We start from the raw sequence: 24,275 nt of genomic DNA, 5'->3' as shown, positions 1-24,275 counted from the left end.
GACAGCAACCCGACCAGGTAGGTCAGCGCCTGTCGGCGCGGCTCTGCGCGCCCGAAACGGTGCGCGAACCGAGCCAGCAGATCATCCAGACCCGCCCGCCAGCCCACAATCTCATCGATCAACACAAACGCGACAGCCTGCCCGCCCCACGAGTGGCCACAACAGACAGACAGTGCGATCCCCTGATCCATGGCACGAATAGCATCGACGTGCGCAGTTACATGGCCCGGTGCCGCCAGGCGGCGATCAAGCCGATAAGCTGCCAAAACTCAAGGTCAGGCAAGTACGGCTGGAGTACTAGCTCGCCCATGTCGAGCAGCCCATGCCGGGCACGAAGTCGGTCTCCGTGTGTTGCAGGAACCCCAGTCCGGTCAGCTGCTCGATGAGCCGACCCGGACAAGGATCCGGACCATCTGATCGAGGAGCAGTCTTCGACTGTTACTCGCCGCAGGCCCGTACGTCGGTGCGCAACGTGTGGAGCCAGGTCCGGGAGAAAGTCGACGACGAGCAGACCCAGCGGGTAGTGCTGAACTTGAAGGACTGGGAAGGTGACGTGGCGGCGTGGGCTCTGCGTACTGCACCACAAACTCTTCGACCGCGGCGCCCTCGGCCTCAACCTGGACCTGTCCATCGATGCATTCACCAGCTTCACCGCTCGCACCGATGCCGGACGTGCGATCTACGCTCTACACGGCAGGTTCCTGAGGGCCCGACCGGAGACTGCCATGCCGGCAAGCGCACACCTGCAATGGCACCGCCGCTGGGTCTTCAAAGGGCTACCGCTGGCTACATGACCCCAGCGATGCCGGTATCCACCACCACTCCGTGGCAGGCAGCCGCCGCCGGCGGAGGATTTTTGTCGGATCGGGCCCATACGATTCTCGGTCATGACGCGTACGGCGGCGCCGCGACCGGTGGACATCGCGCTACTGTTTCCCGAGTTGGGGGAGTACGCGGCGACGGCCACCCGGCTGCATCCCCGCCCTGGTACGCCGACGGCGGTGGACAGTTCGGTGGGTGGCCCGTTGTTGTGGCCGGCCGGTGAGCCCTGGCCGGTGTGCATTGATGGTGAGGCTCATTACGTGTTCCAGCTCAGGACACCCGCCATGGTCCGTCGCAGTCGGGGCGGCGCGGGCCCGGGCGGCCGCGAGCCGTGTGCGCTACGACCTGACCGACGACGAACGATCTGAGGTGCCGGCCTGCGACTTCTCCGAGCCGCATCATCTGGTGAACCAGCCGATCCCGCTGATGGCGGTGGCGCAGCTCTACCGTCGGGACATTCCGGATTTCGTCGGCCCGTCTGGGACGGATCTGTTGCAGGTGTTGTGGTGTCCGTTGGTCCATCCGCAGGAGGGCTTCAACCCGCGGGTACGGCTGTACTGGCGGCGCAGCGCTGACGTGACCGAGCAGCTGGAGACGGCCCCGGAACCGCCGGTGGTCAACGATTCGTACCTACCGGTTCCGTGTGTGGTGCATCCGGGGCAGGTCCGCGAGTACCAGTACGGCGGCCTGCTGCCCGAGGAGTTGGACGCGTGAGTATCAGCGCGGCGGCCTTGGGCCGGTCGGCGAGCACCTGCGCGACGGTGGCCACCATGTTGGGTACCCCTTTGTCGGTCATGTCGTCGGGGCGCATGTCGAAGGTGATGTTGAGGTATTCCTCAGGTTCCCACTCCCAGTAACCGTCGTCGTTTTCGGCGTCGTAGTAGCTGTGACGCCCGCAGCGGATGGTGATCAGGTATCCGCGCTCGTGGTAGAGATCGGCGCTGAGCAGGGGGTGGCTGCCCGGGTTGGGTGTTTCGGTGGCGTTCGGGGCGGCGAGGTCGGGGACGTGTCGCAGGGGATGTCGCCTGCCAGGATCAGCCGGTAGTGGATGCTCATCTCGAAGCCCCTCCTGCCTGTCGCGGCGCGATCTGAATGATTGCACCACTTCGCACTGGTTTGGGTGGCGTCATGCTCAGCTGCGGGTCCGGCGGTCAGCAGGATCACAGCAGGGCACCGGCCCGGATCGCTAGGGCGGTCGCGACCGAGTCCGTGTCATGGGCAAAGCCGTGCGCCACCAGGTTGCGAGCATTGCGGCCATCGCTGAGCAGGAAGATGCGCAGGAACCTTCCCAGAACGCCCCGCTAGAAACGTCTTCGTATCAAGATCGCGGCGAGCGGGTGGTCAACACACCACAGTTCCGCGTCCTGCTCCGGGCGAAGTGGCCGCATTGATGCGCAGGTTCTCCGGCTGACCGGGGCGGGCGACCGGCTCGACGCAATCATCGCCCACAGCGAGATCCCGGCCAGCGGCTGTACCCGAATGGCGGCCGAGAAGCCGCTGCGCGTGACGGTCGCCGTACCAATCAGGTGGAGGCTGCGGAGGCCGTGGGCCGTACTCCGCGTCGGCTGGTCTCCCGCGCCGGAGGACCGGCGGTTCCCCTCTGCCGGTCAGCGAGGCGCGTCGGGGTGCCCCGGCATGCTGGAGCCGCCGCCACTGCTGCCGGAGGCGCCACCCGCCACCCCTGATCCGTCATCTTCGGTGACCAGGTCCGGCCGTACGTCAGTGTCGTCCGGTGCCAGGACGTCGGTGTCCGCCTCGACCTGGACCAGGCGGGCCTGACCGGCCTCGTCCTCGGCGTGTTCCGGATCGACCGGCTGCTCGCCCTGCCGCGTTCTGAAGCCCACGGTCGCCTCCCGTCGGTGCCGTCTTCGGCCGGCGATGGCTACCCATGGGCAAACCGTCGAAACGCCAGCGCGTACCCGCCGGCCATGACGCATCGGCCGCTGGCGGCCGGCTGGTCGCGGGTCAGGCTGTGGGCGGGTCGGCCACGGTGGGGACGTGCCGGCCGGGTGGCAAGCCTGTCGACTTCCCGCTGTGGCACCAGGCGCAGGATCGTCCGGGCACCGTCGGCTCGGCCGTACTTCTGGTCGAACTGCCGGGCCGCCGGCGCGCGTTCGCCGTCCGCAAAGCTCGACCATTGGGAACACCTGTGGCGCCGACCGATGCGCACGCGGCGGCATCCGTACCAGGGCAGTCCAGCGGCAAAGTCAGATTCGCACGACTGAGGGGGAGTCGCACTCACCGTGGCCGGCACCGGCCAAACTGCTGTTCAGTGCCGCGCCCGACAACGATCGGGCGGGTTCAGCGAACGAACGTTAACCCTGCCGTGCCTTCTGGCGGGGATCCTTCTTGTTGATCACGAAAACCTTTCCCCGACGGCGGGTCACGATCGAGTTCATCTTCCGCGTCAACGCCCGCAGCGAACTTCTGACCTTCATCGTCCCTCCGTCCCCAGACGTAACCGTAGGCCGGCACGCCGAGCCGAAGCGGGCCTACCTTCGGGTCCGACTACCCACACCGAAAGAGGACACACCCGCTGACTTGATCGGCCGGCGAGGATCGTGGGCCTGCCGGCATCCAACGACCGCAACAACGTCCGCCCAAATAAAGGGCTCTGGCACACATTCTGTGAGTCGTGCTCGCTGAAGGTTCGGGTTGGGTGCCTGGGTGGAGATCATCGTGGCGTTGCTTCCGCATCTGGTTGGCCTGCGGCTGGAAGCGGTGGTGGTCCACGGCGTCGGGGTCAGGATCGTGGCGGCGACGCAAATGGTGCGGGCCGCGTGCGGAGCCTGCGGCACGTAGTCGACCACTGTGCATGGTCGCTATGTGCGGCGGGTGGCCGATGTCAGGCTGGCGGCCATGAGGTGCTGGTCCCGTTGACGGTCCGCCGGTTCACTTGCCTCAACATCGGATGCTGGCGGCGGACGTTCGTCGAGCAGGTGCCCGGGCTGACCCGGCGGTATGCCCGTCACACGGTCCTGGCGGCGGGGTGATCTGGAAGCGGTCGCGGTGGCGTTGGGCGGTCGGCCGGGCAGCCGGTTGGCGCATCGGTTGGCGGTATCGGTGTCCCGGATGACGTTGATCCGGATGATCCGGCGGAGGCCCGAACTGTACGACCGAGCTTTGGCCGAGGTCGACACGGCAGTGTGGGTCCCGAGCGTCGAGATCATGGAGGTGCTGCCGGCCGAGGTCCGGGTACGTGAGGCGACCCGGGTGCTGGGCCTGGCGAAGATCCGCGATCGGGAGGCGGACGTACGTACGTGGAGTGCGTACCTGGGCTGGCCGGAGGCGTCCGCGGCGCTGGACGTCGCGCTGCGTTCGGGTGACGCCGACGAGCGGGCGCACGGCGACATAACTTCAGATCTTGCGGTGGCCGCGTGCCACAGCTAGCCGTTGGTTGGTGGGAGCGTGTGCTGGCCGGGGTACTGGGGTGCTTTGCGGGCCGGTGCGGGCGGGTGGAGCCTCGGCGGGCGGCGGCGGTGTTCGTAACGGGGCTGCTGGCCGATCTTGAGGTGAAGACGTGCTGGCAGTTGGCGGAGCAGGCCGGTCATGCCCGGCCGGACGCGATACAAAGGTTGTTGTACCGGGTGGTGTGGGGCGCGGACGCCGTCCGCGATGACCTGCGGCAGCTGATCACCGACCGGTTCGGTGGCCCGGACGCGGTCCTGGCCGTCGACGAGACCGGTGAGCTGAAGAAGGGCACCCACACCGTCGGGGTGCAGCGGCAGTACACCGGCACGGCTGGGCGAATCGAGAACAGCCAGGTGGGGGTGTTCCTGGGCTACGCCGGCGCGGGCGGGCGCACGCTGATCGACCGACGCGTGTATCTGCCGGCGTCGTGGACCGACGACCGGGATCGGTAGGGCGCTCCACCTTGTCACCGTGGTCCTGGCCCGCTCCTCGGTGTGCGGGTCGGCGGCAGACGAGATGGCAGCCAGAGGCTGAGGCGGTCAGCCCATCAAAACGCCAGGGCCGCGAGGAAGAGACCGAGCAAGCCAACGATGATGACGTGGTCGAGTTTCGGTCACTGCTCTCGGATGACCGATCCCTGACCGCCGGACGATCACGGCGTGGCGGTGACCACCGCGCGGGACCGGTCTGCGGCGATCCGCACCGCCATCGCGCCGAGCACGGTGCCCATCACGTAGCGTTGGGCCTTCAGCCAGCCCGGCCGGTTGCCAATGAGCCGGGAGATCGACCCCGCGGACATCGCGATCAGGCCGTTCACGGTGATCGCGATGGTGATCTGGACCAGGCCGAGCGTGAAGATCTGCGCCGCGACGCTGCCCTGGGCCGGGTCGACGAACTGGGGGAGCAGCGAGGCGTACATGATGGCGATCTTGGGGTTGAGCAGGTTGGTGACCAGGCCCATCGTGAACAGCTTCCCGGGCCGGTCCACTGGCAGCGCCTTGGGCGCGAACATCGACTTGCCGCCGGGCCGCACCGCCTGGAACGCCAGCCACAGCAGATATGCGGCGCCGGCCAGCTTCAGCGCCGTGTAGAGCGCCGGCACCAGGGTGAAGATCGTGGCCAGGCCGGCCGTGGCGGCGACCAGGTAGACGAAGAAGCCGCAGGCCACCCCGGCGAGCGAGGTCAGGCCGGCCCGGCGGCCCTGGGTCACGGTCCGCGAGATCAGGTAGATCATATTCGGGCCGGGGATGAGCACCATGCCCAGCTCGATAGCGGCGACGCCCAGCACGGCGTTGAGGGTGACCATGGCCCGACCCTACGCACCGCGCCGCCCGCCGCCCGCGACCGGGCCACACCTTGTTGAGTCTCGAGCCTGGTCCTTTCCGTCGAGGAGTCCGGCCGGTTCGTCGGCGGTGGAATTGACGTGTTGGTGGAGGCGTGCCAGCTGGGCGAGGGGTGTCGGGGTTAAGCCATGGCCGCCGACCTGCGCCGGCCCTGGGAGAAAAGGGCACCACCGCAGCGTCTGTCACCCGCCCGCGTCCGCCGAGGGTTTCGACACCTCCGCACGAAGGCCACCTGCCCTGCCGGCGCACCGAAACCCTCCGACCAGGACCGGGACGGCCACCCGGCCGTCGCAACACCCAGCTGGCCCCACGTCACGACGTCCACATCACCACCACCCCGAAGACCAAAACACCAGCAACAAAGAAAACGAAGCCTACAAATCACCGCCCACGCCGCACAGGTTAAAAATCAAGCTAGTTGCTATAGGTTCACTGATCGGAGCGACGAGCAGCACGAGCGCTATGGCTTCGGCTTCGGAGGATACGTCGTACGCCGAGGATCGCGATGCCGAGGCCGACGGCGGCGATGAGAAACCCGAGGAAGAGAAACAGGTAGATCGAACTCATTCCGAGGGTCGTGTCTTCGGTCCCGAGGATGCTTCCGATAAGGAATCCGAAAAGGGGTGCCAATGCGGTCACTCCGCCGCCGAGAATGACCAGCCAGACACCTCGGGGTACGGGGGTGAGTTTGATCGGGCGGCCTTCGACGGAGCTTGGTTCGATTTTAGCGGTCACCAGGTGTCCTTTCCACGGCGTCGGTCGCGGGCGAGGTGCCATTGACGCCGGGTGCGGCGCGGCCGCGGATGGCATCGAGGAAGGGGCCGATGATGTCGATCGGCAGGGGGAAGACCACCGTGGAGTTCTGGTCGGCGCCGAGTTCCAGCAGGGTCTGGAGGTAACGCAGTTGGAGGCTTGCCGGGCTTTCACTGAGGGTCTTCGCGGCGTCGCGCAGTTCCGCCGATGCCTGGAGTTCCCCCCGGGCGTTGATCACCTTGGCGCGCCGCTCGCGCTCGGCCTCGGCCTCGCGGGCCATCGCCCGTTGCATCGCTTCCGGGATCTCGACGTCCTTGATCTCCACGACCTCGACCTTGACACCCCAGGGCTCGGTCATGGACGCGATGGACTTCGCGAGGTCCTCGTTCAAGTCGGCCCGGTGGGCCAGCAGCGTGTCGAGGTCTGCGCGGCCGACGACCGAACGCAGGGTGGTCTGGGCGATCTGGGACGTGGCGATCGCGTGGTTCTCCACCGTCATCACCGACTTCACCGGGTCGACCACCCGGAAGAGCACCACGGCGTTCACCCGCGCCGGCACGTTGTCGCGGGTAATCACCTCCTGCGGCGGGATTGTCAGCGTGACGACCCGCAGGTCCATCCGGACCAGCTTGTCCAGGCCCGGCAGCAGCACCCGTATCCCCGGCCCCAGCGGCTCGCGCAACCGTCCCAGCCGGAACGCCACCCCGCGCTCGTACTCCTTCAGTACCCGCAAGGAGGAGATGGCCACGAGCAATAGCACCAGAATGATGACGATAGCGGTGATCATTGTGCGGCTCCCGGATCGGGCTCACGTCGGTCGGATCCGTAGCTTGAGCGCCTACGGCGCAGGGCGGCCGTAGCCGCTTGCCGCTCGGCGACCACGTCATCGAGCGCCTGGTGGGCCACTGCCTCGGGGATGAACACCGGGTTGCGGCGCAGGTGGGACCAGAGCGGCAGGCTTAGCAGCAGGGCGACGACCACGGCTGAGGCCAGGACCAGCAGCGCGTCCGGGCCCGGGCCGGTGAGGGCGGTGCCGATCGGCCACAGGAGACCTAACAGAACCACCAGACACGCAATGCCGTGGTGGAAGCGAGCTGCCTCGGAGGCCGGCCAGGAGTCGACTGCGCGCTGGACCTCGCGTCCGGAGGACGAGGTGGTGCACGTGCTTTTGACAGGGCAGGCGTTGCAGACCGATGGGGTGCCGCGGTAGCGCATCACGCGGTTCTGCGCGTCGAAGGATTGCGGCCACAGCCACTGGTCCTGCGGGCACTGCCACGCATCGTGGTCCGCGTGGTAGACGAAGCCACCGGACATACCGCCTTCGGAGATCGACGCGGCGCGGCGTGCCAGTGTGTCGATGACGTACGCGAGCCCCACCAGGACCAGGCAGTAGGTGGCCGCCAGCCAGGCCTCCACGCCCACGGCGGAGGCCGAGAACCCGGTCACGGCTGCTCCGTCTCGTCGCGTCGGTCGGAGGCGTACCGGCTCCGGGACCGGGGCACCTGGTCCACGGCTCCGGCAGCGCCGGTCGGGATCGGAAGTCCGGTGCGGTCCTGGGCCGCCTCGGCGGTCTCCTCGACGTACAGCGTCTCCGGCGGTAGCTCGGTCGCCGTCGCCCGGATGCCGTGGCGGATGCCGAGATAGGTGATCCACAGGAAAGGCAGGATGCCGCCGATGATGAAGATGAGGTCACCGGGCATCCGCATCCATTCGAGCAGCGCGTTGCCCGGTTCGGTGATGTAGTTGAGCGCGCGTGCCTCGAAGTAACCGTCGTTGACCGAGTGCCACAGCTGCAGGATGCCCAGCGGAAGCAGGGTCACGAACACCATCCACGCGAGGCCGATGTTGAGCGACCAGAAGGAGAGCTTCGCCAGCCTGTCCGGCCACTTTGCCGGCGGGATGATGTAGCGCAGCGCGAACAGCGCCAGGCCGACCGCGAGCATGCCGTACACACCCATCATGGCGCCGTGTGCGTGGTTGGCGGTCAGCGCCGTGCCGATCTGGTAGTACGACACGATCGGGAGGTTGATCAGGAAACCGAAGACCCCGGCGCCGACGAAGTTCCAGAAGCCGACGGCCACCAGGAACATCACCGCCCAGCGGTGTGGGAACGGTGCGCTGCTGCGGTTCTGCTGCCGGGAGCCCAACTGCAGGAAGGTCCACGCCTCGACGGTCAGGAACGTCAGCGGGATCACCTCCAGCGCCGAGAAGAACGCGCCGAGCGCCATGTGCTCCACCGGCGTGCCCGAGAAGTACAGGTGGTGCATCGTCCCGATCACGCCGCCCGCCGAGTACAGGATGACGTCGAGGAAGATGATCTGGATGGCGATCTTACGGCGGACAACGCCCAGCATCACGAAGATGTAGGCCACCATCACCGTGGTGAACAGCTCCAGGAAGTCCTCCACCCAGAGGTGCACCACCCAGAAGCGCCAGAACTCCGCGACGGTCAGATGGCTATCGGTCGACGCCAGCATGCCGACCGCGTAGAAGCCGGGTATCGCCAGGCCGGCGTAGAGGAAGAGCCACGGCATGTTGAGGCGGTGTTCGGTCTTCAGCCGCGACCGGATGCCGCGATAGATGATCGCGATCCACAAGAAGAGCCCGACCACCAGCAGGCCCTGCCAGAACCTCGGCAGGTCCAGGTATTCCCACTGCTGGTCGAAGAGGATCGAGCCCTTCGCCCAGTCGACGCCGAAGATGCTGATCGCCTCGCCGGTCAGGGAGCCGACGACCACGATCACCAGCGCGCCGAGCAGCCCCCAGGCCAGCCAGTGCTGCCGCCGGGGCTCCCGACCTGAGATGATCGGCGTGAGGAAGATGCCGGCGGCGAGGAACGCCGCCGCGGTCCAGAACAGCGACAGCTGTACGTGCCAGGTGCGGGCCAGGTTGAACGGCAGAACCTGCGCCAGGTCGATACCGAAGAAGGTGCTCAGGTCGGCCCGGTAGTGCTCGATCGCGCCGCCCAGAAGCGTTTGCGCCAGAGCGAGTGCGGCCACGACGAAGAAGAACCAGGCGGTCACCTTCTGGGCCTTGGTGATCTGCACCTCGCCGGGCTGGCGGAACGCCAGAGCCGGCTGCTCGACGGCGTGCCAGCCGATCGAGCGGCTCCACCGCCCGTAGAGCGCGAACAGCACGCCCAGGCCGACCAACAGAGCCGTCAGCGACAGACCCGACCAGACCACGATGTCGGCGGTCGGGGTGTTGTCGACGCGTGGCTCCGGTGGCCAGTTGTTCGTGTAGGAGTAGGTGTGTCCCGGCCGCTCCGCCGCGCTCGCCCACGCCGTCCAGGAGAAAAACGCGATCAACTCGTGGATCTCGCGGGGATCGGTGATCACCTGCGGAATGAGGCCGAACTCCGTGCTGTTCGTGCCGAAGAAGTCGGCGTAGTACCGGGTGGCGTCCTCGAACGCGGACACCTGTTCCGCCGTGAATACCAGCTCGCCCCTCGCCTCGTCGTACCGGTTCTCCCGCAGCATCCGCTTGACGGCCTCGGAGGGCTCCTGCTGTCCGGATCGGGCGAGATCGGTCTTGATGTGCTCGGCCGAGATCCGCAGGTACTCCGCGGTGTAGTCCGGGCCGAGGTAACCGCCGTGACCCATCACCGAGCCGTACTGCTGCAACCCTCGGCGCAGGAAAGTCTGCTGGCCGGCCGTCACGTCCGCTGCCGTGTAGACGACGGTACCGTCCGGACCGGTCACCCGTTGTGGCAACGGCATCGAGTCGGAATAGGTACGCAGGGCCAGCATGCCCATCACGAAGAAACCGAAAACCATGACCAGGGCGACGCCCTGAACCCATCCCTTGGAAAGGGTCAGCTCCGCTCGGCCGGAACCCCTCACCTGCACCTGATCAGACAAGTCCTCGCCCTTCCGTCGCGCCGGTAATGCATCCCGTAGCGACAAGTCCGATATTCTAGAGCTGGAATGCTCACCTATCGCTCATAGAAACGCCTCGGTGAATACCGTGCCAGGCGGCGGTGGGTCAGCCCGCGCGTGCCGACCGAGGGCGTAGAACGAATTGGGTGGCATCCGTGCCGCCGTTGCGCGGCCGCGCCCATCACGCCCCGCCGCGCACGGTCTTGGTGTCCATAGCTGGTTCGCACCTGATCGACCAGACCCCGTCGTGGGTCTCGTCCACGACGTCGCCCGAACGTTCCGGGCGGCCAGTTCGCCCTCGCAGTGGTCAGCGAGTGGCGGAAGCAGTCGTGGGCCCGGCTCACCGACGAGGCCGGCGACAGGGAGAACCGGTCGCCGCACATTGGCGAGGCTGACCTGCTGTGCGCCGCGGGAGAGCAGCAGTGCGCAGCATCGGCCGAGGCAGTCGCCGTACTCGGCAAGGTCGCTGTCGTGCTGTCGACGCGCGACCCGCACCCAGTCACCAGCATGGCAACCGCCGAAGGGCGATGGCCCATCGCTGCACCATGCCTCCACCGATCACGCGATGACCGCCGCACCGCACGGCACACGCCAAGTCGAGCACACACTCCGTCATCTCCCATAGATCTACTTACGGTGATGCCTTGGCCGCTTCAGCGTGGAACCGCATTACTTCGGCTAACAGGGCCGTTGGTCCTGTTCTTCGCTGACGCAGCTGTAGCGAAGGCGCACGACGATCCGGCGTACCAGAAGGCGACGCTCGCGTTCGAGAACGTCTTCAAGGGCCTACCCGTCAGGACCGTGCTGGAGGGCCGGCAGACTCTGCGTGGCTACGGCTCGCTGACGATCTGCCCGCAAGAGTTCGGCGATCCCGGTTCTCGCGTCGGTGCTGCGGGAGGGCGACCCGCTGCCGGACAGCCCGCCGTACTACGTCTTTCGCCGCAATGCGGCGGAGCTGAAGGGATAGATCCCAATGGGGCATTCGGGCCGCATTCTCGTCGCCCGTTCCGACCGGCCGTTGTCGGAGCTTCCGGCAGTGCGCGGCGTGGCCATCCTCGAGGAGTACGTGCTGCGCGCCGACTGGCGCCTGGCGAAGCTCGATGGTGATCCTGACGGGGTGCTACCGGCGGTCATTGCCGATACCGGTGCGCCGGTGCTGAGCGCGTACGTCCTGGACAGCGATCTGGCGGACGTCCGCGCGTTGACGCCCGGCGGGTTGTCCTGGCGCGCCTACCTGCACGAGGAGACAGCGCTTGGGTACGGGTCGCCCAGGCGGTGTTCGCTGCGCTGGGCTTCCTCGCCCCGCTGCGGTTCGCGGCACTGGCCTCGGTCCTGCGGATCTTTGCGCTCGCGGCGGGCTGCTCGATCCTGGTCGAGGCTGCGCAGTACGTCCTGCGGCTGGACCGGGTGTCCTCCGTGGACAACGTACTGCTCAACACCGCCGGCGCCGGGCTGGCCGCGCTTGCGTCGCGCCGCTGGTGGCGCGCTACCGGAATGCGGGCCAGTGCTCCGGCCTTCAGGGCGGGGGTGAAGGCCCGCGTTGGGTGGGCTGCTAGGCCCGAGCAGTGCCTTGACCGGAACGGTTTTGCTGTTCGATGTGCTGCTTCAGGACGTTCAGTGGTGCGCCGTCGATGGAGCCTGCGAGGTATGAACCGGACCAGAGTTTGTTGGTCCGGTAGTAGTGGCGTGTCAGGTCAGGGAATTCCTGCCGCAGCCGCCGCGAGGACACGCCTTTGAGTGAGTTGACCAGGCGGGTCACGGCGACTTTTGGCGGGAAGTTGACCAGCAGGTGTGCGTGGTTGTTTTCGCCGTTGAATTCGACCAGTTCGGCCTCGAAGTCGGCGCACACGTCTCGCATGATCGCCTGCATCCGGGTCAGGTGCCGGTCGGCGAACACCTCATGCCGGAACTTCGTCACGAAAACCAAGTGGACATGCATCGCGAAAACACAGTGCCTGCCAGTTCGGATGCGTTGAAGTTCAGCCATAGACCAACATGGTACGGTGCTTCCCGTGCAGCTCCGTTACCAGTTCCGCGTGTACCCGGCACCCGGTCAGCGGATCGAGCTGGCTCGGGCGTTCGGGTGCGCGCGGGTGGTGTTCAACGACGGTCTCAAGCTGCGCCAGCAGGCCCGCGAGGCGGGCTTGCCGTACGTCTCGGACGCCGAGCTGTCCAAGCGAATCATCACGCAAGCGGTTGCAACAAGCTCTCTCCCGCAAGCGGCGCGGGAGTCAGAACCGTAAGAAGGCCGTCGTGAGGGTCGCCAGGGCGCACGCCCGCGTGGCCGACACCCGGCGGGACTGGCAGCACAAACTGTCCACGACGATCACCCGCGAAAACCAAGCGGTGTACGTCGAGGACCTTGCCGTTGCCGGACTCGGCCGAACCCGGCTGGCGAAATCCGTGCACGATGCGGGCTGGGCCAGCTTCACCGCCATGCTGGAGTACAAGGCCGCGAAGTACGGCAGGGCATTCGGCCGGGTGGACCGATTCTTCCCATCCACCCGCATGTGCTCGCAGTGTGGCCGCATCAACGACACGATGACCTTGAACGTCCGGTCGTGGAACTGCCCCTGCGGGACCACCCACGACCGGGACGTCAACGCCGCCATCAACGTACTCGCCGCCGGACAGGCGGAGAGCCTCAACGACCGTGGAGCGCACGTAAGACCGGGACACGTCCCGGCGGCGCGCAGAGAAGCGGTAACCCACCCGGACACCGCGTGTTCCACACGCAGCGTGGAGGGAATCTCCGTCCTTCAGGGCGGAGAGGATGTCAAGGCCAGAGCATCGTGAGGCCGAGCCGACTCAACCGGGCCGGCACGCGGCCCGACGGGTTCTACGGGGGCGCCGGCGGCAGCCACTCACCGGGGAGGACGCCAAGCCACCGCCTGGATCTCGATCAGCAGGTGCGGGTGCGGCAGTTGGTGTACGGCGACGGTGGTGCGGGTGGGGCCGGTCTCGTTGAAGTATTCGGCGTAGACCTCGTTGTAGCCGCCGAAGTCGTTCATGTTGACCAGGAAGCTGGTGACCTGGACGAGGTCGGTGAGATCGGCGCCGACGGAGTGCAGGATGTCGCGGATGTTCTCGATCACGACCCGGGTCTGGACCCGAATGTCGAGGCTGGTGGTGCCCATCGTGTCCGCGGTGGCGCCGGCGATGGTGTTGTCCGGCCGACGGCTCGACGTACCGGAGACGTAGACGAACCCGCCGGCGACCTTGACGTGCGGGAACCGGCCGCGCGGCGTTGCCTTGCCGGCCACGAGGCCGCCGGTCGCGGCGTCATCGCGGCCGGTCATGGCGCCACCCGCAGGGAGGCGGTGCCGAGCCGGTCGACGGTGACCCGGACGTGGGTGGCGGCCCGCAACGGCACGGCGGCGGTCGCCGCACCGGCGAGCAGCACCGAGCCGTCCGTCAGTTCCGAGCCGGCGAGCCGGGCCACCTCCGGCAGGGCCCGGCGCGGGTCGCCGAGGATCGCCGCCGTCGACCCGGTCTGGATGGTCTGCCCGTCGAACTCCAGCAGCACCCCGAGGTTGTCGATCCCGTCCGGCACCGGTTGCCAGGCGCCGAGCACGAAGCCGCTCGCCGAGGTGTTGTCGGCGACCACCTCGGGAAGCGTGAAGCGGAAGTCGACGTAGCGGGAGTCGATGATCTCCATTGCGGGCGCGACCGCCGCGATGGCGCCGCCCTCGACGAGGAAGGCGACCTCCGGTTCGACCTTCGGGTGGATGTGGTCGTCGAGCCTGATCGTGCCGCTGTCAGGAATGTGCATGGCGTCGGTGAGCCGTCCCAGGATCACCTCGTCGACACCCATCTGCGTCATCTTGGCGCGGCTGGTCAGCCCCAGCTTCAACCCGACAAGGCGTTCACCCCGCGCCGTGCGGTGCGCGACAACGGCGTGCTGCACCTGGTACGCGGTGGGCACGTCCAGCCCGGTGTCGGCGCTGAACTGCGCCGTCGGGGTACGGCTGGTCGCGGCACCGTCGAGGCGTGCGGCGATCTGTTCGATGGTGCTCATCGGCCCTCTCCAGTCGTTGCTGGCTCGTTGTCGCATCTGCCGGCGGAGTCGCTCCGGTGTTGCTCGCCGGCGGTGGCGGCGAGCAGGTCGAGCGCGACGTCGACGATCATGTCTTCCTGCCCGCCGACCATCCGGCGGCGGCCGAGTTCGACGAGGATCGAGCGGACATCGATCCCGTAGCGGTCCGACGCCCGTTCGGCGTGTCGCAGGAAACTTGAGTACACCCCGGCGTAGCCCAGGGTCAGGGTCTCGCGGTCGACCCGGACCGGCCGGTCCTGTAGCGGCCGGACCAGGTCCTCGGCGGCGTCCATCAGCGCGAACACGTCGCAGCCGTGTTCCCAACCGTGCAGTTCGGCGACGGCGACGAAGACCTCCAGGGGCGCGTTGCCGGCGCCGGCGCCGTGCCCGGCCAGCGACGCGTCCACCCGGGTGGTGCCGTGCTCGACGGCGACGACGCTGTTCGCCACGCCGAGGGAGAGGTTGTGATGGGCGTGGATCCCGATCTGGGTGTCGGGGTCGAGGACCTGCCGGTACGCGTCGACGCGCTCGGCGACGTCGCGCATCAGCAGCCGGCCGCCGGAGTCGGTGACGTACACGCAGTGGGCGCCGTAGGACTCCATCAGCTTCGCCTGCGCGGCCAGGCTCCGGGGGTCGCTCATGTGCGACATCATCAGGAACCCGGACACGTCCATGCCGTTCTCCCGGGCCCAGGTGATGTGCTGCGCCGAGATGTCCGCCTCGGTGCAGTGCGTGGCGACGCGGACGCTGGTCACCCCGAGGTCGCGGGCGGCTTTCAGGTCCGCGATGGTGCCGATGCCGGGCAGCAGCAGCGTGGTCAGCCTGGCGTTGGTGACCGCCTCGGCGGCGGCGGTGATCCAGTCCGCGTCGGACGCGGCGCCGTGGCCGTAGGTGACGCTGGAGCCGGCCAGGCCGTCGCCGTGCGCGACCTCGATCGCGGCGACCCCCGCCGCGTCCAGGGCGGCGGCGATCGACCGGACCTGGTCGACGGTGAACTGGTGCCGGACGGCGTGCATCCCGTCCCGCAACGTCACGTCCTGGATGTAGAGGCTCATGCCGGTACCCCCTGCTCGGCCCGCAACGCCACCATCCGCTCCGCCGTCCGCAGCGCGGCCGAGGTCATGATGTCCAGGTTTCCGGCGTACGCCGGCAGGTAGTGCCCGGCCCCGGACACCTCCAGGAACACCGACACCTGCACCCCGGCGAACGACCCACCCAGCGCCGGCACGTGCCCGGACACGTCGTCGAACTGCACCCGTTGCTTGAGGCGGTAGCCGGGGACGTACTCGGCGACGGTGGCGACCATGGCCTCGATCGACGCGGTGACGGCGTCGCGGTCGAGGTCACGATCGGGGCACAGGCAGTACACGGTGTCGCGCATCAGCAGCGGTGGTTCGGCCGGGTTGAGCACGATGATCGCCTTGCCCCGGCGGGCGCCGCCGACGACCTCGATCGCCCGCGCCGTCGTGTCGGTGAACTCGTCGATGTTCGCCCGCGTTCCCGGCCCCGCCGACCGCGACGCGATCGACGCCACGATCTCGGCGTACGCCACCGGCGTCACCCGCCCGACCGCGGCGACGACGGGCACGGTGGCCTGCCCGCCACAGGTCACCATGTTCACGTTCGGCTCCCCGACGTGTTCGTCGAGATTCACCGGCGGCACCACGTACGGTCCGACGGCGGCCGGGGTCAGGTCCACCACGAGCCGGCCGTGCTCACGCAGCAGCTCCGCGTGCCGTCGGTGCGCGCCCGCCGACGTCGCGTCGAACACCACCCGCACGTCGGCGAATTCCGGCATGGCCAGCAGCCCGTCGACGCCGTCGGCGGTCGTGGCCACACCGAGACGGCGGGCCCGCGCGAGACCGTCGGAGTCCGGGTCGATGCCGACCATCGCCACCATCCGCAACGACTCCGACAACCGCAACACCTTGATCATCAGGTCGGTGCCGATGTTGCCCGACCCGATCACCGCCACACCCGTGCTCACGCCTGCTCCTTCCCACCGAATCTGACCCGGACCGACCCCAGCCCGCAGATGCGCGCCTCGTACCCGCCGCCGGCGGTGACCGGCACCATCGGACCGAGGGCCCCGGACAGCACCACGTCCCCGGCGCTCAGGGGAGCACCGGCGGCGGCGAGCGTGCCGGCGAGCCACGCGACGGCGTGCACCGGGTTGCCGAGACACGCCGCGCCGGCGCCGACGGACACCGGTTCACCGGCGTGTTCCAGCACCATGCCGGCCAGCCGCAGGTCCACGTCCGACAGTCGGCGGGGCTGGTTGCCGAGCACGAACAGACCGGACGAGGCGTTGTCGGCGACCGTGTCCACGATCGAGATGTCCCAGTCGGCGATGCGCGAGTCCACGACCTCGATCGCGGGCAGGAGGTGGTCGGTCGCCCGGATGACGTCGGCCGCCGTCACGCGCTCGAACGGCAGGTCGGCGCCGAGCACGAAGGCGACCTCGGCCTCCACCCTCGGCTGCAGCAGCGCGCCCAGGTCGACCTCGTCCCCGTCCGGGACCGCCATGTCGGCGAAGAGCACCCCGAAATCCGGCTGGTAGACACCGAACGCCTGCTGCACCGCGGCCGACGTCAACCCGATCTTCGCCCCGATCCGACGCCGCCCGGCCGCCACCCAGTCGTCGACCTGCGCTCGCTGCACCGCGTACGCGGCGTCGACGTCCCCGACCGGCAGCAGGTCACCGCGCAGCGGCGCGATCGGGACCCGGCTCTCGTACGCCGACCGCAGCACGTCGGCTGCCCGGGCTACCTCGGTCATGACAGGTCCACGCAGACGTTGGTGAGTTCGGAGTAGAAGTCGAGTGAGTGGATGCCGCCCTCGCGGCCGACGCCGGACGCCTTCATCCCGCCGAACGGCGTCCGCAGGTCCCGCAGGAACCACGTGTTGACCCACACGATTCCCGCCTCCAGCCGCTGCCCGGCCCGGTGCGCCCGACCGACGTCACGCGTCCACACCGTTGCGGCCAGGCCGTACTCGCTGTCGTTGGCAAGGGCGAACGCCTCGTCCTCGTCGTCGAAGGGGGCCACGTGACACACCGGCCCGAAGACCTCCTCGCGGTTGACGCGGGCGTCGGGGCCCAGACCGGTCCAGACCGTCGGTCGCACGTACGCACCCCCGTCCCGGCTGTCGCCGAACTCCGGCACACCCCCACCGGCCAGCACCGTTGCGCCCTCGGCACGCGCCAGATCGTGGTAGCCCAGCACCTTCTCCCGGTGCTGGTGCGAGATCAGCGGCATGGTGCCGGTCGTCTCGTCCGCCGGCCATCCGAAGGCCAGTTCGTCAGCGCGCCGGGCCAACCGGGCTACGAACTCGTCGAACACCGGCCGCTGCACGAACAACCGCTCGGTGCAGAGGCACACCTGGCCACCGTTGGTGAAGCTGGAGCGCACCGAGCCCTCGACGGCCGCGTCCAGATCGGCGTCGGCGAAGACCAGGCCGGCGTTCTTGCCGCCCAGTTCGAACGACACCGCCTTCACCCCGTCGGCGGCGGCCCGCATGATCGCCTCGCCGGTCGCCGACTCGCCCGTGAAGGTGATGGCGTCCACGCCCGGGTGGCGGCTCAGGAACTCGCCCGCCGACCCCGGCCCGAACCCGTGCACCACGTTGTAGACACCGTCGGGTACCCCGGCCGCCGCCATCACCTCCGCCAGCAGCGTCGCCGAGGAGGGTGTCTCCTCCGAGGGCTTCACCACCACCGCGTTGCCGCAGGCGAGGGCCGGGGCGATCTTCCACGTCAACAACAGCAGCGGCAGGTTCCACGGCACGATCACGCCCACCACCCCCACGGGCTTGCGCACCGCGTAGTTGAGTGCCCGACCGCCGGTCGGCGTGACGGTCGTGAACGTCTGCGTGGGCGTTGTCGAGGCGATTTCCGCGAACGCCCGGAAGTTCGCCGCGCCCCGCGGGATGTCCAACGTCCGCGCCTGCGCCACCGACTTGCCCGTGTCTCCGACCTCCGCCGCCACCAGGTCGTCGAAGCGGCGCTCCAACTCGTCGGCGATCCGGTACAGCACCGCGGCCCGTTCCCGCTCACCCATCCGACCCCATGGCCCCCGCACCGCCGCGCGCGCCGCACCGACCGCGGCGTCCACCGTGGACTCGTCGGCCTCGGTGACGTACCGGATGGTGTCCCCGGTGACGGGGGAGAGCTTGGCGAACCGGCTGCCGGAGGTGTCGAACCGGCCGCCGACGTAGTTCGGCAGCGTGCTCGGCTCGCCGTCCGGTCGGCCGGCGAGCAGGGTCGGGGACCAGAGCCTGGTCATGATGCGTACCTCCCGGTCAGGTGGTGTGGGGTGCGGAGCCCGCGTCGGCGACCAGGGCGACGACGGCCGCGTCGACGGTGTTCTCGCCGGTGACCGCGGCCGCCGCCTCGTCGGTGACGACCAGGACGGTGGTGCCGACGCCGACGTTCAGCGGGTCGACGGCCACCAGGTCGGGGCCGTCGGGCCGGACCCGGACCAGGACGAGCCGCCGGCCCTGGAGCGGGGCCAGGATGCGGTCCGCCCACACCTTGCCGACGACCTCGCCGAGCAGCATCAGCTTTCTCCCCGCAGGCCGGCGATGACCTCGCGGATCCGGGCGGTGTCCGGGTTGTCGAGCAGCGCGGCGGTGGTCGGGTGGGGCTTCGGGTAGACCTGCGAGCTACGCAGTTCGCCGTGGGCGCGGATGGCGGCCTCGCCGGCCGCGACGGCCTGGCGGACGGCGGCGAGGGTGCCCCGCACGGCGACGGCCAGGTAGCCGCTGGTGACCCGTTCGACGCCGACGCACCGTACGTCGGCGGTCTTGATCATGGCTTCGATGCCCGCCGAGAGGGCCACGACGCCACGGGTCTCGACGATTCCGATCGCGATGTCGGACGACATGTCTGGTTCTCCTTACCGGCGGTCAGTTGCCGACGAGTTGGGGTTCGGCCGCCAGGGCGCTGACGGCGTCGCAGGGGCTGGCGAAGACGATCGAACGCACCGAACGGCTCTTGGCCCGCGCGGTCTCCTCGCCGATGTCGACGGCCTCCTCGACGGTGGCGAGGTCGCCGCGCACGGCGACCGCGACGATGCCGCCGCCGAGCCGGACGACCTTGGTCACCTCGACCTCGGTGGCCTTCACCATCGCGTCGACGGCGTCGAAGATGGGGATGAAGCCTTCGGCTTCGACGAAGCCCACGGCCGGGTTGCGCATTGTTCCTCCTTATTGGTGGTCGGGCAGGTTCCAGGACAGGACGGCGGCGCCGGTGCCCCAGATCGGGCCGTACGCGTGCAGGTGCGCCGGGCCGGTGGTCGCCTCGGCGCCGGCGGCGAAGGCCAGGGCGCGGAACTGGCTGTCGGCCTGCGCCTGCCGGGCGAAGTCCTCGCGGACGGCGAGCACCTCGTCGACCTTGCCGGCGGTGAGCAGGTCGAGAATCCGGGTGTTCCACTGGTCGTGGCCGGGTTCGCCGATGCGGTCCTGGTGGGGCTCGATCCACTGCTGGATGAGACCGGAGGAGAGCCCGGTCACGACGACGACGGCGGCGCGCAGGCCGGCGTCGCGGGCGGCGGCGGCGCCGGCCCGGCCGACGTCGGCGAGGGTGTCGGCGCCGGCGTAGAGGTTGCAGGAGACCTGCGCCCAGCGCAGTCTGCGGTCGGGATCGAGCAGCGTGGAGGTGACGATGGTGCCGGTGTCGATCGGGAACCCTTCGTAGCGGGTCCGCCGGGCCTGCATCCCGTCGGCCTGGACCCGGTCGGCCCAGCGTTCGGTGAAGTCGACGTCGAAGCGCAGGTCGTAGTCGAGCAGGCCGTAGTCGTAGGCGTACCAGTTCTCGTCGACGTGTTCGCCACGCGGGTTGGGGTCGCACTGGAACTGGTGGCCGAGCACGGTGAACCACTGGGTCGACAGCAGCAGCACCACGTCGGGGTCGAGCCGGCGCAGCCGGGCGCCGACGTCGCGGGCCGCGTCGGCCAGCGCCGACCAACTCGGCGCCGGCTCCCCGGCGAGCAGGTGCGGCATGCCGGGCAGCAGGGCCCCGGCGACGATCCCGGTCTGGTCAGCCATGGTGGCTCCCCTCGGGCAGCCATTCCACGACGGCGTTGCCGGTGCCGATGATCGTGCCGTAGCCGAGCACGTCGCCGGCGACCTTGGGCCAGCCCATCGCGGCGAGCATCCAGGTGAGGCTGCCGGCCTTGGTCTCGGAGGCGGTCGCCTCGATGTGTTCAGGGATGAGCTCGCGCAGCGGCGCCGTGGGTCCGCGCCGGATCGCTTCGAGCAGTTTCATGTCCCAGCGGTACTGGTGGTTGTTGTACGGGTGTTCCCGTTCCATGTCCTCGGGCAGTTCGGGTTCCTCGTGCCAGTGCAGGTGCGACAGGGAGTTGGAGGCGAGCAGCACGGCCCGGCGGCCGGTGGCCTCGATGGCCCGCCGGGTGGCTTCGCCGAGGACCTCCATCTCCTCCAGCGAGGCGTCGGAGTAGAAGTACGGGTTGTTGTTGGCCGACAGCGAGACCACCGGGATGTCCCAGGCCGGGTTGGCCAGGTGCAGGGCACCGATGGTGGCGTAGTCGACGCGGACCCGGGGGTCGCGCATCTTGCGGGTGACCAGGCCGAGTCCGCTGGCCTCGTCGGCGATCGCCTCGCCGAGTTCGACGTCGGTACGGAAGTCGTACCGGTAGCGGAACAGGTGCGGGAAGATCGGTTCGACGGAGAGGCCGCGCGGGTTCGGTGCGCAGTTGACGTGGTGGCCGACCATCGTGATCCAGTGCGGGGCGTGGACGATGAGCACGTCCGGCTTGTGCACCTCGCGGATGCGGGCGCGCAGCCGCTCGTACGCCCAGCGCAGCGTCTCCCACCCGCCGGTGGAACGCGGCTCGTTCTGCGGCGGGTTCTCACCGTAGATCAGGTGTGGTGGGTGCGGGCTGAGGCAACCGGCGACGATGCCGGGCCGAGCCGACGTCGCGGCCGGCTGCGGGGCCCGCGGGGCGGTGGTGGTGCCGCTGCTGCCGCGGGCCGGCATCAGCGGCACCCGGAAGACCTTGCTCATGCCTCTCCTCCTCCGGCCAGCACCCGCACGTAGGAACGGTCGTGCGGGGCGGTGCCGAGAATCCGAAGCCCGTCGTCGTCGAGGGCGATTTCGTCCGCGGCCAGTGCCGCGTCGTGCCGGACCCAGGCGCGCAGCGGGGCCGGGTGCCCACCGTGCAACTCGACGAGGGTGTCCTCGGCGAGGCCGCTGCCGGGGGCGACGTACGCCAGCCGTCGTCGCCCGCGGTGACCGGTGTAGGCCGGGTTGGGGGTGACGGTGGTCCGCAGCCAACGCCGTGCTTCGCGCAGTCGCTGCCGGGTGGCGGCGGTCGCGGCCGGGTCGACCTGTCCGGCGGGGTCGAGTTCGACGCCGTAGCGCTGCCGGGCGTCCTCGGCGGTCAGGTATTCCTGGGCCACGTCCTCGGCGACCTCCTCGGGCAGGCGTTCGAGCGGGTCGCCCCAGCCGCCGCCGCCGGCGGACTCCATCACCAGGACGTCGCCTTCGCGCATCGGGAAGCCGGCGACCTTGCCGGGGGTGGCGAAGTCGACGCGTTCGCCGCCCGGGCGCCGGATATGGGTGACGGTGGGTGCGCCGGGACCGCCCTGCCGCAGCCCGTACGGTGGGACGGTGGTTCGGTCGGTCTGCACGGAGTACGCGCCGCCGCTGGCGAGCAGGCGGGTTTCCCGGCGGCTGCCGAGGCCGCCGCGGCGTGCCCCGTCACCGCCGGAACCGGTGCGCAGTTCGCACGCCTCGATGAGGATCGGGATCTCCGTCTCCAGGCGTTCGACGGACTGGATGGTGGAGATGTCGCCGAGGTCGACGGGATTCATCGCGCTGGGCCCGTCGGATTCGAGGAATCCGCCGTTGCCGCCGGCCGGGTAGTCGTAGTAGAGGTATGGCCGTCCGGTGTGCTCGTCGACGCCGCCGATGAGGTTCTGGAAGGTGGTGCCGAACTGGTCGGCGGCGATGAGGTCGGGGGCCACCTGGCTGAGGGCGGCCATGACGGCGGAGATGACCCGCTTGCGGACCTCGCTGTGCGCGTTGGCCGGCGCGGGATAGCTGACGTGTACGACGGTGCCGGGTTCGGTGTGTACCCGCAGCGGGCGGAAGGCGCCGTGGTTGACCAGGCCGCCCGGGTCGAGGGCCGACTTGACGGCGATGAAGACGCCGGCGACGGTCATCGCCCGCGACGAGTTGACCACGGCGGCGACCTGGGCCGACGAGTCGCGGAAGTCGGCTTCGATCTCGTCGCCGTCGACGGTGAGCTGGCAGCGGACGATGGCGGCGTCGTACCGGCCGTCGGTGTAGAGGTCGAGGTAGTCCTCGTAGTGGTAGGTGCCGTCGGGCAGGGCCCGGATCATGTCGCGCAGTCGCTGCTCGGTGCGGTCCATGTTGGCGGCGACGGCTTCGAGGACGAGGTCGGTGCCGTGTCGGGCGACGAGTTCCCGCAGCCGGCGTTCGGCGGTGTGGCAGGCGGCGATGCTGGATTCGAGGTCGCCGCGGCGCTCGTCGGCCATCCGGACGTTGGCGAAGACGATGTCGAACGCGGCGCGGTTGGGCCGGCCTTCCTCGATCAGCCTGATCGGCGGGATCCGCAGCCCTTCCTGGAGGATCTCGGTGGCCTGCCCCGAGACGCTGCCCGGGGTCATGCCGCCGATGTCCGCCCAGTGCATGCGTACGCAGGGGAAGAGGAAGAGCTTGTCGTCGACGAAGACCGGGCTGATCAGCGTGACGTCGTTGAGGTGGCTGCCGCCGCGGTAGGGGTCGTTGACGATGTAGAGGTCGCCGGGGCGCATCTCGTCGGCGAAGTCGGCGAAGATCTCGGCGACCGAGGCCGGCATGGCGATGACGTGGCCGGGCATGTCCCGACCCTGGGCGACCATCTGCCCCTGCGGGTCGAACAGCGCGCACGAGAAGTCCTGGGCGTCGGCGATCACCGGCGAGTGCGCGGTACGGAAGATCGTCTGTCGCATCTCCCGGACGATCGAGATGAGACCTTCGGTGACGACTTCCAGGTCAATCGGGTTCATAGTCATGCGGATGCCTCACTGGTTCCGGCTCGATCCCGGGTGCGGGAGAACGGACCATCTGGGTGGATCAGCGTGCGTGGGCCGGACGTTTCGGGCGGACCACCCTGGCTTGGCTCAGTATGTGGTCCTAGAGTTATATTATGAAACCTAGCAACCGAGAAGGTGGGAAGCAAGATGCGGTACGCCACTGACGCCACCCCGGACGACGAACCCGCTCCCCGCGAGTCCGGCACGCAGGCGCTGGACCGCGCGCTCAGCGTGCTGCTCGCCTTCTGCGGCAGCGAGACCGAGCGCAAGGTCAGCGACGTCAGCCGGGAACTGGGCCTACACAAGTCGACCGCCAGCCGGCTGTTCCGGGCGCTGGCCGACGCCGGCTTCCTGCAGCGCAACGAGGAGAACGGCAACTACCGGCTCGGCGTGGCGGTCTTCGAACTCGGCGCGCGTTACCTGGCCGGCCTCGACCTGCACGCCCTCGCCCGTCCCCTGGTGCAACGGCTGGCCGAGGACGAGGGCGAGAGCGTCAACCTGTCCGTCCTGGAGGGCCTCGACGCGATCTCGATCCACGTCGTGCAGGGCACCCGGAACCTGCAACTCGTCTCCCGGCTCGGCCGGCGCATCCCACTGTGGTGCAGCGCGGCCGGCAAGGCCCTGCTGATCGACAAGGACGACGCCACGCTGCGGGCCACGCTCGCCACCGCGCCGTTCACCGCCCTGACCGGCAACACGATCACCGACCTCGACACGTTCATGTCCCGAATGGCGGTGGTCCGCGAGCAGGGCTGGGCGCTCAACGACCAGGAGAGCGAGGAGGGACTGCGGGTCGTGGCCGCGCCGGTGCGCGACCGCCGCGGCCGGGTCACGGCGGCCATCAGCGTCTCCGGCCCGATCTTCCGCCTCGACGGCGAGCGGGTGGAGAAACTGGCCGCGGCGGCCCGCCGGACCGCCGACGAGCTGTCCCGGCAGCTCGGGTACGGCTTCGGCGAGGTCTGGGGCGACTGA

Annotated in this window: 26 protein-coding genes and 7 pseudogenes; 11 read left to right on the top strand and 22 right to left on the bottom strand. The window is 69.1% G+C overall.

Features of this window, described 5'->3' with window-relative positions:
• Positions 1 to 191 (bottom strand): annotated as a pseudogene (locus IEY61_RS31360) (hypothetical protein); the annotation flags it as partial.
• A gap of 201 nt (positions 192 to 392) precedes the next feature.
• Between IEY61_RS31360 and IEY61_RS21235 the strand changes: the two are divergent.
• The 4 genes and pseudogenes from IEY61_RS21235 to IEY61_RS21225 all read left to right on the top strand — a co-directional run.
• Positions 393 to 559, top strand: a pseudogene (locus tag IEY61_RS21235) (CdiA C-terminal domain-containing protein); the annotation flags it as partial.
• A 7-nt stretch (positions 560 to 566) separates the two neighbouring features.
• Positions 567 to 794, top strand: a pseudogene (locus IEY61_RS32190) (phosphorothioated DNA-binding restriction endonuclease); the annotation flags it as partial.
• A gap of 93 nt (positions 795 to 887) precedes the next feature.
• The gene (locus IEY61_RS21230) at positions 888 to 1,190 is read left to right on the top strand and encodes a hypothetical protein (protein ID WP_189047046.1); all 303 of its coding nucleotides are present in this window, start codon (positions 888 to 890) and stop codon (positions 1,188 to 1,190) included.
• Complete coding sequence (locus tag IEY61_RS21225) at positions 1,156 to 1,536, top strand: hypothetical protein (RefSeq protein WP_268240671.1); 381 nt, start codon at positions 1,156 to 1,158, stop codon at positions 1,534 to 1,536. Before IEY61_RS21230 ends, IEY61_RS21225 begins: the two co-directional genes overlap by 35 nt.
• On the opposite strand, the gene IEY61_RS31845 is transcribed toward IEY61_RS21225, so the two are convergent.
• From IEY61_RS31845 to IEY61_RS21215, 3 genes are all read right to left on the bottom strand, one after another.
• Positions 1,439 to 1,924 carry a SitI3 family protein gene (locus tag IEY61_RS31845; RefSeq protein WP_268240673.1) on the bottom strand — a complete coding sequence of 162 codons (486 nt, stop codon included), beginning with the start codon at positions 1,922 to 1,924 and terminating at the stop codon, positions 1,439 to 1,441. The two genes, IEY61_RS21225 and IEY61_RS31845, sit on opposite strands and share 98 nt — an antisense overlap.
• 505 nt (positions 1,925 to 2,429) lie before the next feature.
• Positions 2,430 to 2,666 carry a preprotein translocase YidC gene (locus tag IEY61_RS21220; protein WP_189047023.1) on the bottom strand — a complete coding sequence of 79 codons (237 nt, stop codon included), beginning with the start codon at positions 2,664 to 2,666 and terminating at the stop codon, positions 2,430 to 2,432.
• 471 nt (positions 2,667 to 3,137) lie between these two features.
• Complete coding sequence (locus tag IEY61_RS21215) at positions 3,138 to 3,260, bottom strand: ribosomal protein bL36 (RefSeq protein WP_189047021.1); 123 nt, start codon at positions 3,258 to 3,260, stop codon at positions 3,138 to 3,140.
• Positions 3,261 to 3,489: 229 nt separating this feature from the next.
• On the opposite strand from IEY61_RS21215, the pseudogene IEY61_RS32315 reads away from it, so the two are divergent.
• Positions 3,490 to 3,927 (top strand): annotated as a pseudogene (locus tag IEY61_RS32315) (transposase family protein); the annotation flags it as partial.
• 320 nt (positions 3,928 to 4,247) lie between these two features.
• A pseudogene (locus IEY61_RS21205) lies at positions 4,248 to 4,682 on the top strand (IS701 family transposase); the annotation flags it as partial.
• Between the two features lie 203 nt (positions 4,683 to 4,885).
• Here IEY61_RS21205 and IEY61_RS21200 read toward each other — a convergent pair.
• Entirely contained in the window at positions 4,886 to 5,539 is a 654-nt protein-coding gene (locus IEY61_RS21200; protein ID WP_189047017.1) for a LysE family translocator, read from the bottom strand.
• Between the two features lie 162 nt (positions 5,540 to 5,701).
• Here IEY61_RS21200 and IEY61_RS32010 point away from each other — a divergent pair.
• Positions 5,702 to 5,982: pseudogene (locus tag IEY61_RS32010) on the top strand (NF041680 family putative transposase); the annotation flags it as partial.
• A gap of 23 nt (positions 5,983 to 6,005) precedes the next feature.
• Here the strand turns inward: IEY61_RS32010 and IEY61_RS21195 are convergent.
• Genes IEY61_RS21195 through IEY61_RS21180 form a run of 4 tightly spaced genes read right to left on the bottom strand, consistent with a single transcriptional unit; the run spans position 6,006 to position 10,105 of the window.
• Positions 6,006 to 6,311, bottom strand: coding sequence for a hypothetical protein (locus IEY61_RS21195; RefSeq protein ID WP_189047015.1), 306 nt, complete (start codon positions 6,309 to 6,311; stop codon positions 6,006 to 6,008).
• The gene (locus tag IEY61_RS21190) at positions 6,301 to 7,116 is read right to left on the bottom strand and encodes a slipin family protein (protein ID WP_189047013.1); all 816 of its coding nucleotides are present in this window, start codon (positions 7,114 to 7,116) and stop codon (positions 6,301 to 6,303) included. Before IEY61_RS21190 ends, IEY61_RS21195 begins: the two co-directional genes overlap by 11 nt.
• The gene (locus IEY61_RS21185) at positions 7,113 to 7,775 is read right to left on the bottom strand and encodes a succinate dehydrogenase/fumarate reductase transmembrane subunit (protein ID WP_189047011.1); all 663 of its coding nucleotides are present in this window, start codon (positions 7,773 to 7,775) and stop codon (positions 7,113 to 7,115) included. The genes IEY61_RS21190 and IEY61_RS21185 overlap by 4 nt, the downstream gene beginning before the upstream one ends.
• Complete coding sequence (locus tag IEY61_RS21180) at positions 7,772 to 10,105, bottom strand: nitric-oxide reductase large subunit (RefSeq protein WP_189047009.1); 2,334 nt, start codon at positions 10,103 to 10,105, stop codon at positions 7,772 to 7,774. Before IEY61_RS21180 ends, IEY61_RS21185 begins: the two co-directional genes overlap by 4 nt.
• 1,377 nt (positions 10,106 to 11,482) lie before the next feature.
• On the opposite strand from IEY61_RS21180, the pseudogene IEY61_RS31350 reads away from it, so the two are divergent.
• A pseudogene (locus IEY61_RS31350) lies at positions 11,483 to 11,662 on the top strand (VanZ family protein); the annotation flags it as partial.
• A gap of 97 nt (positions 11,663 to 11,759) precedes the next feature.
• Here IEY61_RS31350 and tnpA read toward each other — a convergent pair.
• A complete protein-coding gene (gene tnpA, locus IEY61_RS21170; RefSeq protein ID WP_189047006.1) occupies positions 11,760 to 12,194 on the bottom strand; it encodes an IS200/IS605 family transposase in 435 nt (144 codons plus the stop codon).
• 16 nt (positions 12,195 to 12,210) lie between these two features.
• Here tnpA and IEY61_RS31345 point away from each other — a divergent pair, with 16 nt between their 5' ends.
• Together IEY61_RS31345 and IEY61_RS21165 are read left to right on the top strand one after the other, a co-directional pair.
• On the top strand, positions 12,211 to 12,450 hold the full coding sequence (locus tag IEY61_RS31345; protein ID WP_229706266.1) for a helix-turn-helix domain-containing protein: 240 nt from the start codon (positions 12,211 to 12,213) through the stop codon (positions 12,448 to 12,450).
• On the top strand, positions 12,404 to 13,003 hold the full coding sequence (locus tag IEY61_RS21165) for an RNA-guided endonuclease InsQ/TnpB family protein (protein ID WP_229706264.1): 600 nt from the start codon (positions 12,404 to 12,406) through the stop codon (positions 13,001 to 13,003). Before IEY61_RS31345 ends, IEY61_RS21165 begins: the two co-directional genes overlap by 47 nt.
• Before the next feature lie 68 nt (positions 13,004 to 13,071).
• On the opposite strand, the gene IEY61_RS21160 is transcribed toward IEY61_RS21165, so the two are convergent.
• Genes IEY61_RS21160 through IEY61_RS21105 form a run of 12 tightly spaced genes read right to left on the bottom strand, consistent with a single transcriptional unit; the run spans position 13,072 to position 23,282 of the window.
• Positions 13,072 to 13,506: a RidA family protein gene (locus IEY61_RS21160; protein ID WP_189047004.1), complete on the bottom strand. Its 435-nt coding sequence runs from the start codon at positions 13,504 to 13,506 to the stop codon at positions 13,072 to 13,074.
• The gene (locus IEY61_RS21155) at positions 13,503 to 14,225 is read right to left on the bottom strand and encodes a 2-keto-4-pentenoate hydratase (RefSeq protein ID WP_189047002.1); all 723 of its coding nucleotides are present in this window, start codon (positions 14,223 to 14,225) and stop codon (positions 13,503 to 13,505) included. Before IEY61_RS21155 ends, IEY61_RS21160 begins: the two co-directional genes overlap by 4 nt.
• The gene (gene dmpG / locus IEY61_RS21150) at positions 14,222 to 15,298 is read right to left on the bottom strand and encodes a 4-hydroxy-2-oxovalerate aldolase (protein ID WP_229706262.1); all 1,077 of its coding nucleotides are present in this window, start codon (positions 15,296 to 15,298) and stop codon (positions 14,222 to 14,224) included. Before dmpG ends, IEY61_RS21155 begins: the two co-directional genes overlap by 4 nt.
• A complete protein-coding gene (locus IEY61_RS21145; RefSeq protein WP_189047000.1) occupies positions 15,295 to 16,230 on the bottom strand; it encodes an acetaldehyde dehydrogenase (acetylating) in 936 nt (311 codons plus the stop codon). Before IEY61_RS21145 ends, dmpG begins: the two co-directional genes overlap by 4 nt.
• Entirely contained in the window at positions 16,227 to 17,021 is a 795-nt protein-coding gene (locus IEY61_RS21140; RefSeq protein ID WP_189046998.1) for a 2-keto-4-pentenoate hydratase, read from the bottom strand. Before IEY61_RS21140 ends, IEY61_RS21145 begins: the two co-directional genes overlap by 4 nt.
• On the bottom strand, positions 17,018 to 18,526 hold the full coding sequence (locus IEY61_RS21135) for a 2-hydroxymuconic semialdehyde dehydrogenase (RefSeq protein ID WP_189046995.1): 1,509 nt from the start codon (positions 18,524 to 18,526) through the stop codon (positions 17,018 to 17,020). Before IEY61_RS21135 ends, IEY61_RS21140 begins: the two co-directional genes overlap by 4 nt.
• Before the next feature lie 16 nt (positions 18,527 to 18,542).
• Entirely contained in the window at positions 18,543 to 18,800 is a 258-nt protein-coding gene (locus IEY61_RS21130; RefSeq protein ID WP_189046993.1) for a EutN/CcmL family microcompartment protein, read from the bottom strand.
• A complete protein-coding gene (locus IEY61_RS21125) occupies positions 18,800 to 19,126 on the bottom strand; it encodes a BMC domain-containing protein (protein WP_189046991.1) in 327 nt (108 codons plus the stop codon). Before IEY61_RS21125 ends, IEY61_RS21130 begins: the two co-directional genes overlap by 1 nt.
• A 22-nt stretch (positions 19,127 to 19,148) precedes the next feature.
• Positions 19,149 to 19,439, bottom strand: a complete 291-nt coding sequence (locus IEY61_RS21120) for a BMC domain-containing protein (RefSeq protein WP_189046989.1) — start codon at positions 19,437 to 19,439, stop codon at positions 19,149 to 19,151.
• A gap of 9 nt (positions 19,440 to 19,448) precedes the next feature.
• Entirely contained in the window at positions 19,449 to 20,288 is an 840-nt protein-coding gene (locus tag IEY61_RS21115) for a DODA-type extradiol aromatic ring-opening family dioxygenase (protein ID WP_189046987.1), read from the bottom strand.
• The gene (locus IEY61_RS21110) at positions 20,281 to 21,267 is read right to left on the bottom strand and encodes a DODA-type extradiol aromatic ring-opening family dioxygenase (RefSeq protein ID WP_189046985.1); all 987 of its coding nucleotides are present in this window, start codon (positions 21,265 to 21,267) and stop codon (positions 20,281 to 20,283) included. Before IEY61_RS21110 ends, IEY61_RS21115 begins: the two co-directional genes overlap by 8 nt.
• The gene (locus IEY61_RS21105) at positions 21,264 to 23,282 is read right to left on the bottom strand and encodes a hydantoinase B/oxoprolinase family protein (RefSeq protein ID WP_189046983.1); all 2,019 of its coding nucleotides are present in this window, start codon (positions 23,280 to 23,282) and stop codon (positions 21,264 to 21,266) included. Before IEY61_RS21105 ends, IEY61_RS21110 begins: the two co-directional genes overlap by 4 nt.
• Positions 23,283 to 23,450: 168 nt before the next feature.
• Between IEY61_RS21105 and IEY61_RS21100 the strand changes: the two genes are divergently transcribed.
• Positions 23,451 to 24,275 carry an IclR family transcriptional regulator gene (locus IEY61_RS21100; RefSeq protein ID WP_229706260.1) on the top strand — a complete coding sequence of 275 codons (825 nt, stop codon included), beginning with the start codon at positions 23,451 to 23,453 and terminating at the stop codon, positions 24,273 to 24,275.

Origin of the sequence: Micromonospora sonchi (assembly GCF_014646235.1) — a bacterium.
Classification (GTDB): Bacteria; Actinomycetota; Actinomycetes; order Mycobacteriales; family Micromonosporaceae; genus Micromonospora; species Micromonospora sonchi.
Note: the sequence above shows the minus strand (reverse complement) of the source record. Positions and strands in the feature narration are given on the sequence as shown.

What these genes read in the sequence shown, in the direction of transcription:
- IEY61_RS21230 (WP_189047046.1), top strand. Translation starts at nt 888, where the DNA reads ATGACGCGTACGGCGGCGCCGCGACCGGTGGACATCGCGCTACTGTTT.
- IEY61_RS21215 (WP_189047021.1), bottom strand. Translation starts at nt 3,260, where the DNA reads ATGAAGGTCAGAAGTTCGCTGCGGGCGTTGACGCGGAAGATGAACTCG.
- IEY61_RS21200 (WP_189047017.1), bottom strand. Translation starts at nt 5,539, where the DNA reads ATGGTCACCCTCAACGCCGTGCTGGGCGTCGCCGCTATCGAGCTGGGC.
- IEY61_RS21190 (WP_189047013.1), bottom strand. Translation starts at nt 7,116, where the DNA reads ATGATCACCGCTATCGTCATCATTCTGGTGCTATTGCTCGTGGCCATC.
- IEY61_RS21180 (WP_189047009.1), bottom strand. Translation starts at nt 10,105, where the DNA reads ATGGTTTTCGGTTTCTTCGTGATGGGCATGCTGGCCCTGCGTACCTAT.
- tnpA (WP_189047006.1), bottom strand. Translation starts at nt 12,194, where the DNA reads ATGGCTGAACTTCAACGCATCCGAACTGGCAGGCACTGTGTTTTCGCG.
- IEY61_RS21160 (WP_189047004.1), bottom strand. Translation starts at nt 13,506, where the DNA reads ATGACCGGCCGCGATGACGCCGCGACCGGCGGCCTCGTGGCCGGCAAG.
- IEY61_RS21155 (WP_189047002.1), bottom strand. Translation starts at nt 14,225, where the DNA reads ATGAGCACCATCGAACAGATCGCCGCACGCCTCGACGGTGCCGCGACC.
- dmpG (WP_229706262.1), bottom strand. Translation starts at nt 15,298, where the DNA reads ATGAGCCTCTACATCCAGGACGTGACGTTGCGGGACGGGATGCACGCC.
- IEY61_RS21140 (WP_189046998.1), bottom strand. Translation starts at nt 17,021, where the DNA reads ATGACCGAGGTAGCCCGGGCAGCCGACGTGCTGCGGTCGGCGTACGAG.
- IEY61_RS21135 (WP_189046995.1), bottom strand. Translation starts at nt 18,526, where the DNA reads ATGACCAGGCTCTGGTCCCCGACCCTGCTCGCCGGCCGACCGGACGGC.
- IEY61_RS21130 (WP_189046993.1), bottom strand. Translation starts at nt 18,800, where the DNA reads ATGCTGCTCGGCGAGGTCGTCGGCAAGGTGTGGGCGGACCGCATCCTG.
- IEY61_RS21125 (WP_189046991.1), bottom strand. Translation starts at nt 19,126, where the DNA reads ATGTCGTCCGACATCGCGATCGGAATCGTCGAGACCCGTGGCGTCGTG.
- IEY61_RS21120 (WP_189046989.1), bottom strand. Translation starts at nt 19,439, where the DNA reads ATGCGCAACCCGGCCGTGGGCTTCGTCGAAGCCGAAGGCTTCATCCCC.
- IEY61_RS21115 (WP_189046987.1), bottom strand. Translation starts at nt 20,288, where the DNA reads ATGGCTGACCAGACCGGGATCGTCGCCGGGGCCCTGCTGCCCGGCATG.
- IEY61_RS21110 (WP_189046985.1), bottom strand. Translation starts at nt 21,267, where the DNA reads ATGAGCAAGGTCTTCCGGGTGCCGCTGATGCCGGCCCGCGGCAGCAGC.
- IEY61_RS21105 (WP_189046983.1), bottom strand. Translation starts at nt 23,282, where the DNA reads ATGACTATGAACCCGATTGACCTGGAAGTCGTCACCGAAGGTCTCATC.
- IEY61_RS21100 (WP_229706260.1), top strand. Translation starts at nt 23,451, where the DNA reads ATGCGGTACGCCACTGACGCCACCCCGGACGACGAACCCGCTCCCCGC.